The sequence below is a fragment of the Fibrobacter sp. UBA2449 genome (genome assembly GCF_002342555.1).
Classification (GTDB): domain Bacteria; phylum Fibrobacterota; class Fibrobacteria; order Fibrobacterales; family Fibrobacteraceae; genus Fibrobacter.
Genome location: NZ_DDQF01000002.1, coordinates 81103 through 97490 on the forward strand (window position 1 = coordinate 81103; position 16388 = coordinate 97490).

General features: G+C 52.6%; 19 protein-coding genes. 12 read left to right on the plus strand and 7 right to left on the minus strand.

Features of this window, described 5'->3' with window-relative positions:
* Nucleotides 1-39: 39 nt before the first annotated feature.
* From B4B27_RS00425 to B4B27_RS00460, 8 genes are all read left to right on the plus strand, one after another.
* Nucleotides 40-885, plus strand: a complete 846-nt coding sequence (locus tag B4B27_RS00425) for a TIGR02147 family protein (RefSeq protein WP_290722586.1) — start codon at nt 40-42, stop codon at nt 883-885.
* A complete protein-coding gene (locus B4B27_RS00430) occupies nt 882-2330 on the plus strand; it encodes a LamG domain-containing protein (RefSeq protein WP_290722587.1) in 1449 nt (482 codons plus the stop codon). The genes B4B27_RS00425 and B4B27_RS00430 overlap by 4 nt, the downstream gene beginning before the upstream one ends.
* Before the next feature lie 27 nt (nt 2331-2357).
* Nucleotides 2358-3131 (plus strand): FISUMP domain-containing protein, encoded by a 774-nt coding sequence (locus B4B27_RS00435; protein ID WP_290722588.1) that lies wholly within the window; start codon nt 2358-2360, stop codon nt 3129-3131.
* A 6-nt stretch (nt 3132-3137) separates the two neighbouring features.
* Entirely contained in the window at nt 3138-4694 is a 1557-nt protein-coding gene (locus tag B4B27_RS00440) for a PEGA domain-containing protein (protein ID WP_290722590.1), read from the plus strand.
* Nucleotides 4695-4800: 106 nt separating this feature from the next.
* Entirely contained in the window at nt 4801-5604 is an 804-nt protein-coding gene (locus B4B27_RS00445; protein ID WP_290722591.1) for a fibrobacter succinogenes major paralogous domain-containing protein, read from the plus strand.
* Nucleotides 5605-5690: 86 nt separating this feature from the next.
* Nucleotides 5691-6464 (plus strand): FISUMP domain-containing protein, encoded by a 774-nt coding sequence (locus B4B27_RS00450; protein WP_290722592.1) that lies wholly within the window; start codon nt 5691-5693, stop codon nt 6462-6464.
* 22 nt (nt 6465-6486) lie between these two features.
* Entirely contained in the window at nt 6487-7758 is a 1272-nt protein-coding gene (locus tag B4B27_RS00455) for a TonB family protein (protein ID WP_290722593.1), read from the plus strand.
* Nucleotides 7751-8107 (plus strand): FISUMP domain-containing protein, encoded by a 357-nt coding sequence (locus B4B27_RS00460; protein ID WP_290722594.1) that lies wholly within the window; start codon nt 7751-7753, stop codon nt 8105-8107. The genes B4B27_RS00455 and B4B27_RS00460 overlap by 8 nt, the downstream gene beginning before the upstream one ends.
* Nucleotides 8108-8386: 279 nt before the next feature.
* Here the strand turns inward: B4B27_RS00460 and B4B27_RS00465 are convergent, their stop codons facing one another.
* Complete coding sequence (locus tag B4B27_RS00465; protein WP_073115269.1) at nt 8387-8584, minus strand: ferredoxin; 198 nt, start codon at nt 8582-8584, stop codon at nt 8387-8389.
* A gap of 135 nt (nt 8585-8719) precedes the next feature.
* Here B4B27_RS00465 and argB point away from each other — a divergent pair, with 135 nt between their 5' ends.
* From argB to B4B27_RS00485, 4 genes are read left to right on the plus strand one after another with little or no spacing between them, the layout of a single operon-like run.
* Nucleotides 8720-9511: an acetylglutamate kinase gene (argB, locus tag B4B27_RS00470; protein ID WP_290722595.1), complete on the plus strand. Its 792-nt coding sequence runs from the start codon at nt 8720-8722 to the stop codon at nt 9509-9511.
* Nucleotides 9492-10697: an aspartate aminotransferase family protein gene (locus B4B27_RS00475; protein WP_290722596.1), complete on the plus strand. Its 1206-nt coding sequence runs from the start codon at nt 9492-9494 to the stop codon at nt 10695-10697. The genes argB and B4B27_RS00475 overlap by 20 nt, the downstream gene beginning before the upstream one ends.
* 12 nt (nt 10698-10709) lie before the next feature.
* Nucleotides 10710-11156, plus strand: a complete 447-nt coding sequence (nrdR, locus tag B4B27_RS00480; RefSeq protein ID WP_173366712.1) for a transcriptional regulator NrdR — start codon at nt 10710-10712, stop codon at nt 11154-11156.
* Between the two features lie 14 nt (nt 11157-11170).
* Nucleotides 11171-12130, plus strand: a complete 960-nt coding sequence (locus B4B27_RS00485) for a class I SAM-dependent rRNA methyltransferase (protein ID WP_290722597.1) — start codon at nt 11171-11173, stop codon at nt 12128-12130.
* On the opposite strand, the gene B4B27_RS00490 is transcribed toward B4B27_RS00485, so the two are convergent.
* The 6 genes from B4B27_RS00490 to B4B27_RS00515 all read right to left on the minus strand — a co-directional run bounded on the left by B4B27_RS00490 (nt 12127) and on the right by B4B27_RS00515 (nt 16379).
* Nucleotides 12127-13122 (minus strand): phosphatase, encoded by a 996-nt coding sequence (locus tag B4B27_RS00490; protein WP_290722598.1) that lies wholly within the window; start codon nt 13120-13122, stop codon nt 12127-12129. The two genes, B4B27_RS00485 and B4B27_RS00490, sit on opposite strands and share 4 nt — an antisense overlap.
* Nucleotides 13115-13519, minus strand: a complete 405-nt coding sequence (locus tag B4B27_RS00495; protein ID WP_290722599.1) for a hypothetical protein — start codon at nt 13517-13519, stop codon at nt 13115-13117. The genes B4B27_RS00490 and B4B27_RS00495 overlap by 8 nt, the downstream gene beginning before the upstream one ends.
* Before the next feature lie 77 nt (nt 13520-13596).
* Nucleotides 13597-13890 carry a hypothetical protein gene (locus B4B27_RS00500; protein ID WP_173366708.1) on the minus strand — a complete coding sequence of 98 codons (294 nt, stop codon included), beginning with the start codon at nt 13888-13890 and terminating at the stop codon, nt 13597-13599.
* A gap of 436 nt (nt 13891-14326) precedes the next feature.
* Nucleotides 14327-15073 carry a 3-methyl-2-oxobutanoate hydroxymethyltransferase gene (gene panB / locus B4B27_RS00505; protein ID WP_173382872.1) on the minus strand — a complete coding sequence of 249 codons (747 nt, stop codon included), beginning with the start codon at nt 15071-15073 and terminating at the stop codon, nt 14327-14329.
* Nucleotides 15074-15191: 118 nt separating this feature from the next.
* Nucleotides 15192-15998 carry a DNA repair protein RecO gene (gene recO, locus B4B27_RS00510; RefSeq protein WP_290722600.1) on the minus strand — a complete coding sequence of 269 codons (807 nt, stop codon included), beginning with the start codon at nt 15996-15998 and terminating at the stop codon, nt 15192-15194.
* Between the two features lie 24 nt (nt 15999-16022).
* A complete protein-coding gene (locus tag B4B27_RS00515) occupies nt 16023-16379 on the minus strand; it encodes a histidine triad nucleotide-binding protein (protein ID WP_173382870.1) in 357 nt (118 codons plus the stop codon).
* Nucleotides 16380-16388 lie beyond the last annotated feature (9 nt).

The following is a 16388-nucleotide window of genomic DNA, read 5'->3' on the forward strand; positions in this document are numbered from 1 at the left end:
AAACGGCCTTTTTGTGTAAAAATAATGTAGTTTATGGGCATGAGTATCGCGCTGGAACATCTTTTTGACTACGATGACTTCCGCAAGTTCATGCAGGACTATTTCGAAGAGCAGAAGAAAATGCGCTCCGTGTTTTCGCACCGTTTCTTTGCGGCGAAGGCGGGGTTCAGCAGTTCCTCGTACTGTCTGAACGTGATTCGCGGGCGGTTCAACCTCACGCCGAAATCTATCGAGAAGATTTCGAAGGCGATGGATTTCGAGCCCCTGCAAAAGGAATACTTCGAGGCGCTGGTGCAGTACAACCAGGCGCAGCAGGTGGACGAGCGCGACCAGGCCTGGAAGCAGATTCTGCAAATCCGCAAGCAGATTGAATTCACGCACATCACCACGCGCGAGCAGGCCTACTTCAGCAAGTGGTACTACCCGGTAATTCGTGAACTCGCGGCAGATTCGCAGTGGCACGGCGACTACCGGATTTTGGCCCGCTCGCTTACCCCGCAGATAACTACGGAAGAGGCGCGCGATGCGGTGAAGAACCTGCTGGAATGGGGCCTCCTGAAAAAGGAGGGCGAACGTTACGTGCAGACCTCGCAGATGCTTGATGCTGCAGAAATCCCGCCGATTGCCCTCCGGCAGATTCGTCGCGAGTATATCCAGCATGCGATAGGCGCGGTGGAGTCCATGCCGAAGGATGAGCGCTTTGCCGCCTTCACGACGCTTGCCATGAGCGAAAGTTCCTATAATTATGCCGTGGAAGTCCTCGAAGAAGCCCGCAAGAAGATTATCGCGCGTGCGTCCAACGACACGAACGTGGAACGCGTTTACGAGATGATGCTCGTGGCGTTCCCGATGAGCAAGAAAGTCGGAACGGAGGTTGAAAGATGAAACGTTTGTTTGTTTATCTAAAACAGCCTGCCATTTGCCGCGCATGGATGCTTGCCCTTGCCGCTTCCCTTGCGTTTTTTGCCTGCTCGAACGGCGACGATGTTGCAGGCGGTGTTACCGATATCGGGAACTCTATTGCACGTGAACCAGATACGACAAAGATTGCGGGGACTGTTGTCGACATGCAGGGCAACAGGATACCTGCCGCACGGCTCTCGCTGTACTGGGATAACGGTTATGCGATTGAGGACTCGCTGGAGGCTGTTGCCGATTCAAATGCGCAGTTCGAATTCAAGGTGGCAAGTAATGACTTGCATGGTTATTTGCAAAATGGGAGAACGACTGTCATCCAGTATGCGGATTCAGCAAAGGGCGTGGTAAATGTGTTCTCGGGTGTTTATCTGTATGCACGGTCGGGTTCCCTTTCGGGTATCTCGCTTCCGCCGGGTGAAAAGGCGACCGAGGTCCGTATCGGTTCGCGCAAGGCCCTGCGCGGGAGCATGTCCGGTGTGACTTCGGGCAAGGTTCACATCGGCGGGACGCATCTTAGCGCCGACATACAGGAAGACGGTTCGTTCAGTTTTGATTCTATCCCGCCAGGAATGCAGGAAGAGTTAATTTACTCGGAAAGCGATTCCGTGCTGGGCTATATTCCGTTTACCATACAAGATGAAGGCGATACCGTTGTATTGCCGCAGCTTGAAAACTACGACGGATTCCTCTGGAACCCTGACCTGCCTATGCTTGCGGATGCGTACGGGTTTAACTCTTACCATACCGATTATGTTCGCTGGTCCGATACCGGCTGGACAACCGTGAATATTGAGATGAATGGCGACGAGTACGTGTTCAACCACGACGGCAGACTTGCTGACAGTGTGAATTACGTGGATGGCGTGAGCGGCAAGGGCGTGCTGCTCGGTGCTGGCCAGTATATCGACCTCGATACGCTAAACCCGACCGGTGGCGACTTCACGCTTTCGCTGTGGACCAAGTGGAACGGCCCCAACGGCGAGCATCAGGTGCTGTTCTGCCAGCGCGCCTACTGGAGCGATTCTACCTCAAGGTTCCAGTGGCACTACGAAGTGAATCGCGGTTCGTTCGCCGTAATGAAGAGCATGCCCGGCTACCCCGAGGTGGTGTTCTTCGGGGATTCGACTTCCGTACCCGTGGGCGAGTGGGCGTTCCTTGTGCTCGTCTCCAGGAACCATCGCGTGAGCATGTACGTGAACGGCGAGCCCGTAGCGATTGCTGATAGCGACGGTACCGAATTTGCAGGCGAGTTCGTGCCGAACGAATTGAACCGCAGTGTTCCGTTCCGCGTGGGGGGCGACGAAATCAGGACAGAAACCTGGAATGGCGTCATCGACCGCGTGAGCATCGAAACCCGCGCCCGCAGCCCTGAGTGGATAAGGGCGACGTACGAGTCCGTCCTTTCTCGGTAAAAGGGAATATTGACAATATTTGTTTGTATGAAGGCAACAATGGTTGCCGTTAAATATTATTTTTGTAAAAAAGGAATTGAAATGAATAAGAAGCCTTGTTTTCTTGGTTTTGTGTTTTTGCTTGTCATGGCGTTGGTTTCTTGCGACCAGGAAGGAGTCAAGACGAGTAAATCGGGGTATGTCGATCCTTCAAGCGTTGTCAAGGGCACGATGACGGACCCCAGGGATGGAAAAACCTATAAGACCGTGACTATTGGGGATCAGATCTGGATGGCAGAAAATATGGCCTTTAAGGTTGGGAATAGCCCCTGTTACCAAAATAAAGAGAGTAATTGCCAGAAATATGGACGATACTACGATTGGGCATCCGCGATGAAGGCTTGCCCTTCGGGGTGGAGGCTTCCTAGCAAGGGCGATTTCGATAAATTAGTCGTGTCGGTTGTTTCTGAACCCCTTGAAGCGGCCTCCTGGAGGCTTCGGCAAGCGAAAGAGAGAATATTGATTCAGATGTTGAATTCCAAGAAAGGATGGTATAAGAATGGTAATGGATTGGACTTGTATGGCTTTTCGGCGGTTCCCGCTGGGGATGTGACAGGAAATGGAGAGGGAGGTTTTCGCTTCAGGCTTATGGGATATGGCACCTATTTTTGGTGCTCATCTAACAGCTGGAATATTTCTGATTCGCATGACTTTTTTTCCTTGTATTACACGGAAGGGGGAACGTATGAGTATGAAGGTATTGGAATTTGGAACTATCCGGATGAAGCCCCGCTTTCTGTCCGCTGCGTACGAGACAAATAGGACTTTATGAGACGTCAGTTTTTTGCATTTCTTTTCCTGTTGATTGCGGCTCCTGCGTTCGCGGCACATGTCGCTGTTCTGGAAACAATGGCGGATCCCACCGCGAAGGACAAGGTCAAACTCTCTGACAGGCAGTATTTGACGAATGTCCTGCGTGAAGAGGCCGTGAAGCAACTTCCTGCCGAACAGAACTTCACCATTATGACCCGCGAAAACATCTTACAGATGTTGCCGCCGGGCAAGGCCATCGAGGATTGCGAAGGGGAATGCCTTGTGGAAACCGGGAAGAATATCTCCGCCGACTATATTTGCCAGGCGCGTGTCGGCAGTTTTGGTGGCTCGCTCACACTTTCGGCGGAACTCTACGAGACCGCGGGAAACAAGCTTGTTTCGAGCTTCAATGGACAGGGAAAGAACGTGAACGCCTTGCTCGACATTATCAAGAAGAAGGCGCCAGACTTCTTTAGGAGTGCGAAAAGCAAATCGACTGGGTTTGACGGGCTAGGTGGTATTGGCTCAGTCGGTTCCATTGGCGATTACAGTTATTCGGGCAAACAGAAGTTTATTGTAGAAATTACTAGCGAACCGAAGGGTGCCGTGCCTACCATAGATGGAAGGGCGGATTCCAAATGCTTGAGTACTCCATGCAAGGTGCTGGTGGAGGCCGGTAGCCACAGGTTTGTTGTTTCCAAGGACCGTTACGACGATGGCGAACAGGTTGTGGATGTGAGAGAGAATAACAGGAAGATTTCGTTCTCGCTTACTCCGGCATTCGGCTGGCTTGTGGTAAATCCTGAATTTGAAGGTAACGCCGAGAGTCGAGGGAAATTGTCCATCTCTGTGGATGGAAACCAGAAGAAAGATGCGAAAATTGAACTTGACCCCGGTGTACACAAGGTTCGCATATCACATCCCTGCTATGATCCGATGGAATTTATGGTGTCGATAGCGAAGAACAAAACGGAACTCTTCGACAGGATGATGGCTCGAGGCATGGGCGGGCTTGAACTCAATGCGGAATTCAAGGGCGAACCGCAGTCGGTGACCGTGCGTATCGATGGCATGGAAGCGGGAAGTACGCCTTATGCGGGAGAGGTGCCGATGTGTGCCGAGGTGGAACTAGTGGGAAGCGGCTGGACAGAGAAGGTCGATGTGCGGCCGAAGTGGCACGAAGATGTACAGGTGACGCACCAACTTGCTCATAGCCCTGATGGACTTGAGATCGATGAGACCCGTTTGCGCGCCCAGGCGGCCTATGCAGAATTGGATGGCGATGATGAATTCTTGGCTGGGGAGGGCAGGCCGTCGAAGGTGAAAAATGACGGCAGCGGTGCGGCTGGAAAGATTTTGCTGGGCACTGGCGTCACGGCTGCGGTGACAGGCGTTGTGCTGGCCGTTATCGGGAACAGCCAGGCGAAGTCCGCATCCGAGAAAAAATACGAGACAGAGTCGGAGTTTAAGAAGAACCGCAAAGATGCGGAATCAGGACAGACTCTCCGCAGTGTAGGAATCGGAATTGCCATTGTCGGTGCCATCGGGATAGGCATAAGTTTTGCGTTCTAGGTAGGTTGTGGTGTTTATGCGAAGTGCCTTTTTTAATATTACGAAATGGGTTGCCACCGCAGTTGCCTCCATTTCTATTGTTGCCTGTACCGACTATGTCGCGCAAATGGATGAGGACTTTGAAGCGTGGAAAGAGGAACGGTTGACGAAGGATGAACCATCTTCCAGTTCGCAGGTCAAGTCGAGTAGCAGTTCGGTGCAGAAATCGTCTGCTTCAGATGAAAAATCGTCGAGTTCTGTTACGGTATTTAGCAGCAGCGCAAGATCCAGTAGCAGTGCCGCGGCATCCTCGTCCTCTATGGTTGTTTCTTCGTCTTCTGTTCCGGTGTCGTCCAGCAGCGTTGCTGCTGTCAATTCGAATTCTTTTAGGGATTCCCGCGACGGCCAGGCCTACAGGATTGTTAAAATAGGAACGCAAACCTGGATGGCGGAGAACCTGAACTACGAAACTGAAGGCAGTTATTGCTACAACAACGATGCGACAAAATGCACCAAGTACGGTCGCCTTTACACATGGATTGCGGCGACAACGGCCTGCCCCAGCGGCTGGCATCTGCCAAGTACAACAGAATGGGAAACTTTGTTCACGGCAGTTGGCGGACGGTCAATTGCAGGAACAAAACTCAAGTCCACGTCTAGTTGGGATACTGATATCGATGGCTCAAAAATCTGTGTGTCCAATTGTGACGTCAATGGCAATGGAACGGATGCCTATGGCTTCTCCGCGCTCCCCGCTGGCTGGAAGAGCGGAGACTTTGCCTTCGAAGGCGTTGACGCGTATTTCTGGAGTGTCTCGAGCGCTCCATATGGAAACTACTACTACATGCAACTGCACTTCTACAACGAGCAAGCGTTCTTGGATTACAAAGGCTATATCGATGCGCTAAGTGTCCGTTGTCTCAAGGATTGATTGTGTTGAGTTTGCGTAACATACGTCGTCTTTGCTTTTTGTTATTAGCGATTCTTTTCGTGGCCTGTACTGATTATGTTGCACAGATGGATGAAGACTTTGTTTCATGGCGTGCGGCTCGTAATGCTGTGGAAAGTGGCGTTTCAAGTTCAAAAGACGAATCCAGCAGCAGTTCGTTGATGTCATTGTCTTCTTCAAATGTAAAATCATCGAGTTCTGTTGAGAAATCATCTAGCAGTATCGTCGAATCATCGTCTTCTAAGGTCCTTTCATCATCGTCGGTTCTTGTGTCATCTAGCAGTGAAATTCTAATGTCAAATAGTTCCGAGAAATCGAGTAGTAGTTTATTTGGCGAATCATCTTCTAGTAAAAGTCTTGGGACGATGACCGACTCCCGCGATGGTCAGACGTACAAAACGGTAAAGATTGGCGTGCAAATCTGGATGGCGGAAAACCTAAATTACAAAGCGGACTCTAGCTTCTGCCACCACAACGATGAAAGTAATTGCTCCAATTATGGTCGATTTTACAGATGGGCGACTGCGATGGATAGTGCTGGTACATGGAGTTCGAACGGCAAGGGTTGCGGTTATGGCAAGGCATGTTCGCCGACATACCCCGTGCGCGGCGTATGTCCAAGTGGCTGGCATCTGCCTTCATTGACGGAGTTGATCACCCTGTTCAATGTAGTTGAAGGCTCATCGACCGACTACGAGGATGCCGCCATGTTTTTCTGGAGTTCTTCTGAGAACGATAGCATCTACGCATATGGCATGAACATGTACTATGATTTCGGTGATGCTTATCCAGACGTTCACTTTAAGAACTTTGGTCAATATGTCCGTTGTCTCAAAGATTGACAATTTTTTTAAGGAGTAAAAAATGCATATTCTAAAATTAGGTGTTGCCATCATGGCTCTTACAGCATCCTTGTGCACATCAGTTTCTTTTGCGGCTCAGCAGAAAGGAACGATGAAAGATCCTCGCGATGGAAAAACATACAAGACTGTAAAAATTGGCGACCAAGTCTGGATGGCGGAGAACTTAGATTTCGAGATAAACGAGAGAAACGGAAATCCTGGGAGCACAAATGATTGTTTGATTTTTGGCGGTAACGGGAAAAAAGCGAATTGTAAAAAATATGGCCGATATTATTCGGCGATGGCCGCTGCAACAACCGCTTGCCCTAATGGTTGGCGTTTGCCGGGTGCTGCAGAATTTAAAAAATTATTGGATTATACAGGAAATTCCATAGACCTTAAATCAAAAAAAGGGTGGAACACCTACCAGCAACCGAGCGGGAATGGAACAGATAAATACGGATTCAATGCACAACCTTCAGGTGGATGCGTAGTAGCCCAGGATGCTAAATGTGCTTATATGGATGAAGGAAAATACGCCTATTTTTGGACATCTTCGATGCAATGGAACTCTGCAGAGGATGCCATTTTGCAACAATCGGTGCCAGAGGGGGTTGCTTATGCATTTTTGGGAGCACCGCATGCTGATTATGGTTTTGATGTTGCTCCACAAAAAAAAGCAATTTCGATGTGGTATCCAGTCCGTTGCGTTCAGGATGAAAAAAAGAATGTAGGAGATGGGTTGGCTGGCTTGTTATCGGGGAATGCTAACGACAACGACCAGAAAGAAAGTGCCGATTTTAATGAAGGGGATGCAACGGAATCGTCTTCACACGATGCTTGTAAGGCTGCGGTAGCTAAAGCTAAGAATACATTTAATAAATGTAAAACACTCCCTACAGGAAGTTATGAAAGATCGATTTGCAAGAAAAAATATAAGGAGGAAAAAGAAGATGCAGAAAATGCTTGCAAAGTTACGGATAATTCATGTAGTCGTAGTGCATCGGACATTATGGAGGTTGTGCGTCAGAGAATGCCTGGTCTGCGTCACATCTACAACAAGTTTCTGAAGCTGCAACCACATTTTCAGGGTGTGGTTTCCTTGAGGTTTACGATTGCTCCGGGTGGCGAAATCATCAGCATCTCCATTGCTTCTTCTACGACCGGTTACGGCGAATTTGACAATGAAATCAAGACCGCTGTGAGCCGCTGGAATTTTGGCAAATTTAAATGTGATGATGGAAATGTCGCAAACGAAACGACAGTAACTGTTCCGTTTACTTTCTATGAGTAAAATAAAAGAATACTTATATAGAGGAAAAAATGAAAAATCTTCTGAGTGGAGTACCCTATTCGGCGCTGTCGGCGGTTCACCGGGCGACGGTACAAAACTCAAATCCACATCCGGTTGGCAGAAAGACGGCAACGGCACGGACGCCTTCTCGTTCTCGGCGTTGCCTGCTGGCTACCCGAGCTTCAAAGGGAATTACTACGACGAGGGCACCTATGCGATCTTTTGGAGTTCTACTGAATACGATGACTACTACGCGAACCACATATACTTGTATCGCGGGGGCGACATTGCATCCCTGGCCGAAGACTACAAGGACTACGGGTTTAGCGTTCGTTGTCTCAAGGACTAGATGAGCCTAGCCGCACCGCATTTGTAATCTTCTTCCTTGGCCTCGCCGTTTACTTGGACTTCTATGTAGCCTTACTTCACTGCCTGCGTTGCAAGATTCGTCTTGATGGTGAGAACCTCGGACTCGGAGATCTCCTTGTGCCCGTAATATACAATCGCTGGATTTCCCGTGCTAGACAAGTTGCGACAATTTCCTGCCTCTCAAATAAAAAACAGCCTTGTCCGAAGACAGGGCTTTATAAGTTTAGAGTTGGTTACGGACGCCTTGCGCCCCTAATGGTTACTCGTACTTGATCACGCCTGCCGGGCAGGAGTCAGCAGCGTCCTTGATTTCGCTTTCGTAAGCGGAATAGTCGACGCCTTCCTTGACCTTCATCTTCTCGGGAACTTCGAACACTGCGTCGCAAGTAGCTTCGCAGGCGCCGCAGGAAACGCACTCGTCGTTGGATTCGTCGAGCCAAACTTTCGTGATTGCCATAATATACCTCTTGTGTCTTTGGTTGAATTATGGGTATAATATAATAAAAACATTGCCGCTGCGGCCTCTTTTTTTTATTTTTGCGCGTAATTTCACTGCCTTGCAAGGCAAAACTCGAGAGGAACAAACCGAGCGATGAAAAAAGTGGTTGTAAAAATTGGTGGCAGCCTGGCAATCGACGAAGCTAAGCTGGCTGATTTTGTGTCGGCAGTCTCTACACTCCCAGGTGCAGGCTGTCAGGTGGCCGTGGTCCACGGCGGTGGCAAGGACATCAACGAGAACATTGCCTTGCTCAAGGAACAACCGACATTCATTGACGGTCTCCGAGTGACTACTCCCGGCATCATGAAGATGGTCGAGATGACCCTCTCCGGTTACGTGAACAAGAAGCTTGTGCGCATGCTCCTGAACAACGGTTGCGGTGCAGTCGGTATTTCGGGCGTAGATGCAAACCTGTTCCAGGTGGAAAAGAAGCAGGGCAAGGTGGACCTTGGCCTGGTGGGCGAAATCAAGAAGGTGAACCCCGGCATCGTGACCGCACTCTGGGGTGCGGGGTTTGTTCCCGTGGTGAGCCCGATTTCTATTGGTCCTGACGCTAACGGTAACGGCGTGAGTTGGAACGTGAATGCCGACACGGCTGCAAGCGAACTGGCTGTGGCGCTGGAGGCCGACCAGTTCGTGTTGGTGAGCGATGTGCCGGGCGTGATGGACGAAAACAAGAATGTAATTCCCGAACTGAGCGAAGCGGACGCCGAAAAGCTGATCGAAGCTGGCGTCATCTCCGGCGGTATGATTCCCAAAGTCCGCGAGAGTTTCAAGTCAATCCGACGAGGACTCAAGAGCATCCACATTGTGGGATGGAAGGACGCGGAACACTTTGGTAAACAAATTAATGGAGATTTAAACTATGGCACAATCTTGCGCTAACCTGCTCGAACAGGACAAACAAATTATCGCGCCGCTCTACGGCAAGGCAGACATCAACTTCGTGAAGGGCGAAGGCTCTTACCTCTATGACGACCAGGGCAACAAGTACCTGGACTTCGTGGCTGGCATCGCCGTGAACGCGCTCGGTCACCAGAACCAGGCCATCAAGGATGCGGTGGTGGAACAGATGAACCACTTCAACCACATCAGCAACCTTTACCCGAACTACCCGCAGATTAATCTCGGCAAGGCACTCCTTGAAATCACCAAGTTCGACAAGGCGTTCTTTTGCAACTCGGGTACCGAGGCGAACGAAGGTGCAATCAAGTTTGCACGTAAGTACTTCGATCGGAAGGGCGAAAAGAACAGGCAGAAGATTATCACGTTCGTGAACAGCTTCCACGGCAGGACATACGCCGCGCTTTCTGCGACGGGCCAGCCGGCTATCAGGGAAGGCTTCGGCTCCATGCCGGGCGACTTCGTTCACGTGACTTGGAATGACTGCGCTGCCTTGAAGGCCGAGGTGGATGGCAATACCTGTGCCATCATGCTGGAATCGCTGGCCGCCGAAGGCGGCGTGATGACGCTTTCCAAGGAAATGGTCGAGACCATCAACAGCCTGCAGAAGGAATACGGCTGCCTCGTCATCGTCGACGAAGTGCAGGCGGGTGTGGGCAGGCTCGGAACCTTCTGCGGTTTTGAAAAGTACGGCCTGAATCCGGACCTCGTAACGCTTGCCAAGGGAATCGGTGGCGGTCTTCCGCTCGGTGCGGTTCTCCTGCGCCAGAAGATTGCCGACCAGCTCAAGGCTGGCGACCACGGTACTACTTTCGGCGGCAACCCGATTGCCTGCGCCGCAGGTCTCGCTGTCGTGAAGCAGATTCCGGGGCTGCTCAAGAATGTCGCCGAACGTTCTGCCCAGCTGAAGGCTGGTTTGGCAGCCCTTGTGGAAAAGTACAGCTTCGCCAAGGAAATCAGGGGCGAAGGCCTGATTCTCGGTGTTGCCCTCGACGAATCCATGCCGGTGGGTAACATCATCGCTGCCGCCCGGGCCGAGCATCTCATGGTGCTCTCTGCCAAGGGCAACGTGCTGCGTATGCTGCCGCCGCTCAACGTGAGCGCCGCGGAAGTGGACGAAGCGCTCGCTAAACTCGGCAAGGCGTTTGAAACGGCCGCCGCAAAATAATATATTCTAGCCATGATCTGCCCTTTTTGCAAGAACGACAACGACAAGGTGGTCGATAGCCGCGTGAGTGGAACCGCCATCCGCAGACGGCGTGAATGCCTGGCCTGCGGTCGCAGGTTCACGACGCGTGAGTATATTGAACTCCAGCCGTTGACTGTCGTGAAGAGGAGCGGCGAAAAGCAACCCTTCCAGCGTGAAAAGTTGATTCGCGGCATCATGAACTCTTGCAAGAAGCGCCCGATTACATCCGAGGATATCGAGGAACTGGCGACCCGTGTCGAAAACGCCCTGCCGGTGAACGACAATTCCGAAGTGGGTTACGATACCATCGGGAACCTCGTGATGCAGGAACTCAAGAAGCTCGACGCGGTCGCCTACGTGCGGTTCGCCTCCATCTACCGCGAGTTCAAGGAAGTGGGCGAGTTCGTGGACCAGATCAAGTCGATGGACAAGGCTTAGACGCGGAGTTTTCCATGCGTCGTCTCCTAGAAGTTGCTAATGAAAAGCGTTCGCCGCTGTTTCCGGTGACGGATGCCTATCGCATCGTGAACGGATTGGCCGACGGGTTTCCGGGGCTTACGCTCGACAGGTTCGGTGACCGGTTCCAGGTGCAGTTCTTTGGACCCGAAATGCTTGCCCGTCGTCGCGAATTCGTGGATGCTGTGGCAGCGGTGTTTGAACCGGCCTGCATCATTGTGAAGGAGAGGCTTTCGCGTTCGGGCAAGTCGCTAGAGAACGCGCCCATGGAGGTTGCTTTCGGGACTCGCGATGCTGCCGTAGGTACGGTGCGCGAAGGCAATGCGCGGTTCCATGTGGACTTGCTCGACACCGTCAATCCGGGGCTGTTCCTCGACATGCGGCACGTACGCCTCGAGGTGGAGGAACGTTTTCGTGCGATGACAAGTGAAGGCCCGCGCTTTCTCAATTTATTCAGCTACACGTGCAGTTTTTCGGTGCATGCGCGCCTCGGGGGTGCTGCGGTCGCCACCAACGCCGACATCAGCGGCAAGATTCTTGACAAGGGCCGCGCAAACTACGCGCTGAACGGGCTCGACTTGCGTCCTGGCGAATTTTTCCGCGGGAACGCGCTCGAATATGTGCGCTGGGCCATCAAGAAGGGACTCAAGTTCGACGGTATTGTGCTCGATCCGCCGAGCTTTGCGCGCTTCAAGGGTTTCAACTTCAACGTGCGTGAACACCTGATGCCGCTTGTTTCGGAATGCGCGCAGGTTCTGAATCCGCGCGGATTCATCATGGTAAGTTCCAACTACAGCGAGTTCGCGCTTGACTCCTTTGCGCGGGATGTGCTTGCTGCCGTCAGTTCGGTGCATAAGGAAGCCCGCACTGCTTGGAAGCGCGGGCAGGATATCGATTTCGCGGGGAGCGGTGCGACTAAGGATTCTTGCCTTGTCGCGACACTCGTAGAAGCCTAGGCGCCTTCCGATTCTTCAGCAGAATTCTCTTCTTCCTTCTTCTTGAGCCAGGGCGGAATTTTTTTTGCTTTCGGTTTAGCTTCCGGCTCGGGTTCCGGCGGGTACAGGAGCCCGAAGCGGATGCCCGCGGTGCTGATGCGGAAGGTTTCTACGCGCAGTTTTTCCAAAAGCGACTTGAGCCAGAAGAGCCCGCAGATGATGACGTCGCTGCGGCCGTTCTCGAGCCCCGGGAGCATCGCGCGGAGCTCCTTCGAAAGGTTCGATATGCGCGTGGTGACTGCGTCGAGGTCGGCGATGCTCATTTCGAGCCCCTCGATGGCCTTGTAGTCGAACTGTTGCTTGTTCAGGAACACCATGGCGAGCGCGGTGCCTGTACCGCCGATGAGGTAGACCGGCTTTTTCGTCATGCCCTTGAAGCTGACTTCCTTGAAGGTCTCCTTCACGAATTTCTTGTATTCGGGGCCGGGGATGGGGCCCATCGCCTTGAACATCTTGAGCGCGCCTACGGGAATCGAGAACGTGGTCTCGCCGTTGCTGAGTTCGGTGGAGCCGCCGCCGATATCGATGGTGACGATGCCTTCGCCGTGCCATTCCTTCACGGAACGGTAGGTGAGCTTGCCCTCTTCTTCGCCGCTGATGATGCGCGGGCGGAACCAGAGCGCCTTTTCGACCGCATCGATGACTTCGTCCTGGTTTTCGGCCCTGCGCATGGCTTCGGTCATGGCCACGGCCTTGATGTCGGCCCCGAGGGCGTGAAGGTCCATGCGGAACGATGTCATGACGGCGACAAGTTCCTCGATTTTCTTTTCGGAAATGCGCCCGTGTTCGTAGATGTCTTCGCCGAGCTTGCAGATTTTGACTTTCTGGAGTTTCGGGACCAGGACTTGACGCGGATCCTGGCCTTCTTCGCCTTGGGTGCTCTCGAAGGCGGCAATGAGCATGATGCAGCTCATGCTCCCGATATCGATGGTGGCCTGGAGATTGTTATCCATTATGGCCCTCGCTTTCTCCACCTGTCATCCCCGGCGTGTCCGGGGATCTTTCTTTGCTTCCGTTTGCCTCTTCGGCGGGCTTCTGTTCGAACTTTTTCATTCCCGCCTTGATTTTCTCGGCGATATTCGCCGGGTGCAACAGGAATTCCTTGGCCGACGCGATGGCTTCCTCGATGACGTATTCGGAATACTTTCCGTTCCAGCTGGCGACTAGTTCGCCCGATTCGCTTCCGAGGGGCTTCTTCTCGCGGATTTCCTGGCCCATCTTGAGAGCTAGCAGGAGCCCGAGTTCGAATCCGCGGGGGGATTCCTTTGCTTCGAGCAGTTTCTCAACGCGCTTGACGCGTTCGTCTAGGGGAATTTTCTGGAGTTCTTCGAGGTCTTTTTCCGAAATCATGCGGTAAAGATAGCAATAAGAAAAAAGAAAGGGCTCGCGAGATGCGAGTCCTTTCCAAAAAGAGAGCACTGTAAGAATTACTTCTTGGCAGCGGCCTTCTTAGCAGGAGCCTTCTTGGCTGCCGGCTTCTTGGCGGCAACCTTCTTGGCAACCGGCTTCTTGGCGGCCGGCTTCTTAGCGGCGACAGCCTTCTTGGCCGGGGCAGCCTTCTTAGCAGGAGCAGCCTTCTTGGCGGCCGGCTTCTTGGCAGCGGGCTTCTTAGCGGCGACAGCCTTCTTGGCCGGAGCAGCCTTCTTGGCGGCCGGCTTCTTGGCGGCGACAGCCTTCTTGGCGGCGGGTTTCTTAGCAGCGGGTTTCTTTGTTGTAGCCATTGTATTCTTCCTTTTTTGAGGGTTTAATGATTTGATGACTTTAAAATAACTTTATTTTCACAAAAAATCAACACCTTTTTAAAATTTTTTTCATTTTTTTTCAAAAGTCTATTGACAATCGAGAAAAAAAGTCTTATAGGAAAATAAAATTACTTTGTATGTAAAATGGCGCGAGCCCAATAAATACGGGCATTCCAGACGATTTGGCATTTTTTGCACCATACAATATTTTTTGATTGTAAGTTGATGATGCTCAAAGGATTACTTGTGATTTTCGTAACACTTGCAAAAAAATCCCGCCATCGACGAGATTTTTTTCTTTTCACCAGAATTTTTTTTCAATCGCGAGAGAAAAATTTTCAGTCATTCGAGAATTTTTTCTATGCGGAGACAACTTTTTGGGTTTGCGTCGAGAAAAATTTCTCTTTGCGGTGCGTTACGCTTCGTTCTTCACGCTCTCCACGTATTTGCGGAAGCCTTCTACGCCCAGGGAATACATGTCGACGAACTTCGTCGCGAACGGAGGGAGCTTTTTCTGGTGCATTCCGAGCGCGTCGTGCATCACGAGCACGTGTCCGTCGGTGAATTTACCGCCGCCGATGCCGATGGTGACGCTTTTCACTTCGCCGGTAATCTTCTTGCCGAGTTCTTCGGGGATGTGCTCGAGTACGGTTTCGAAACAGCCGAGGCTATCCACGAACTTGGCGGCGTCTTCGATGGCGCGGGCCTCTTCTTCGGTCTTGCCCTTCTGCTTGAAGTTCTCGGCGGTCTGCGGGAGCAGCCCGAGGTGTGCGCAGACGGGAATATCCTTGCTGCGCAGGTATTCGATGACGCCTGCGGGGGTGCCCTCGAGCTTGACGCTTGCTGCACCTAAGTCCATGAAGCGCTTAGCGTTATCGTATGCGGTTTGCGGATCCTTGTCGCTTCTGTAGGGCATGTCGGCCACCACGTGTGTGTTGGGTGCGCCGCGGCAGACGGCGGCGACGAAGATGAGCATTTCGGTCATGCCGATTTCGCGGGTGCTCTTGTAGCCGAGCATGGTGTTCGCAAGGCTGTCGCCCACGAGAATCTGGTCGACTCCGGCGGCTTCTGCCATCTGGGCGAACGCGAAGTCGTAGGCGGTAATCATCGAAACTTTCTTGCCCGTGCCCTTCAAGGCGCGGATATCTTCCGCAGTAAGCATAGCATCTCCTATTTATGAACCGCGCTTATAAACCGCGCTTTCTGTGAACAGCGCTTTTCACAGCGTGTAAAAGATAGTTTTTTTCTGCACGGATGGCTTTTTCGCGCCTGTTTACTTCCTAGCGCACGTCAGGGAACAGTTTGCGCGTCTCGTTCAGGAACTTGAGCGAGTTTATTTCGCGCATGAACCCGATGTGGCTGCGCAGGTAGGCGAGGAGCGCGTTCTCGACGTATTCCGGGTGCGCGATGGCCCTGCCGGTGCGCAGCGCCTCGAAACCGGCGAGCGTCTCGGGCCGAGCGCGGGGAGTTTCGACCCCGAGGCAGCTTTTGCAGACGAACGCGCCCGTTTCCGGATGGAAATCGGCCGGAGCGCCTTCGATTTGGTGGTCGCAGCGGCTGCAGGAGCTCATGTCCAGGTGGTAGCCCCAGAGTTCGCAGATGTCCAGGAGCCAGCGGGCGAAAACACCCGACTTGTTGTTCGCGGCGTTGCGCGCGGGGAGTTTAACTTCGGAATCTGCGGGCAGTTTAACTTCAGGCGCATTGCCCGCGGGTACGTCAAGTGCCGCGAGCGCCTCTTCCAGCAGGGAGAATTCCCCTTCCAGCGGGACACCCGCGGGTGCGTACCGCAATACGATTTCGGCCATCACCTGCGCCTTCGCGAGGGCGAGCAGGTCTTCGCGAAGGTGCGCGTGCCAGTTGATGACGCTCGCTTCCTTCAGGAACTGCAGTTCCGTATTCGGGTTCTCGCGATACACTATCTCGCACAGGGCGAGCGGGTCGAGCGCCCCCCTGAACGGGCTATCTTTTCGCTTGCCTCCCTTCACGATGAAGGAGACCGTGCCGGTTTCTTCCGTAAGCGCCTTCACGATCCAGCTGGAATCGCTGTAGGGGAAGCGGTGCAGGACTATCGCGCGGGACTTTATCATAGAATGGCGGCTGCGCCGCGATTATTAAGCCTTCGGGAACGGAGGCCAGCCCATCTGCTGCCCGCCAACGACGTGCAGGTGGATGTGGAATACCGTCTGGCCCGCGTCAGCCTTGCAGTTGAACACGAAACGGGCGCCGCCCTCTTCGAGGCCGAGGTCCTTCGCGATAAGCTGTGCGCGGTAGAGCATCTTGCCCACGAGCTCGCAGTCTTCGGGCTTCATGTCCATGATGGTCGCGATATGGCGCTTCGGCACTACCAGAAAGTGCACCGGCGCCTGTGGGGCGATGTCGTAGAAGGCGAAAACGTCGTCGTCTTCGTAGATTTTTTTGGAAGGGATTTCTCCCTTGATGATTTTGCAGAAAAGGCAGTTTTCACTCATAGTATGTAT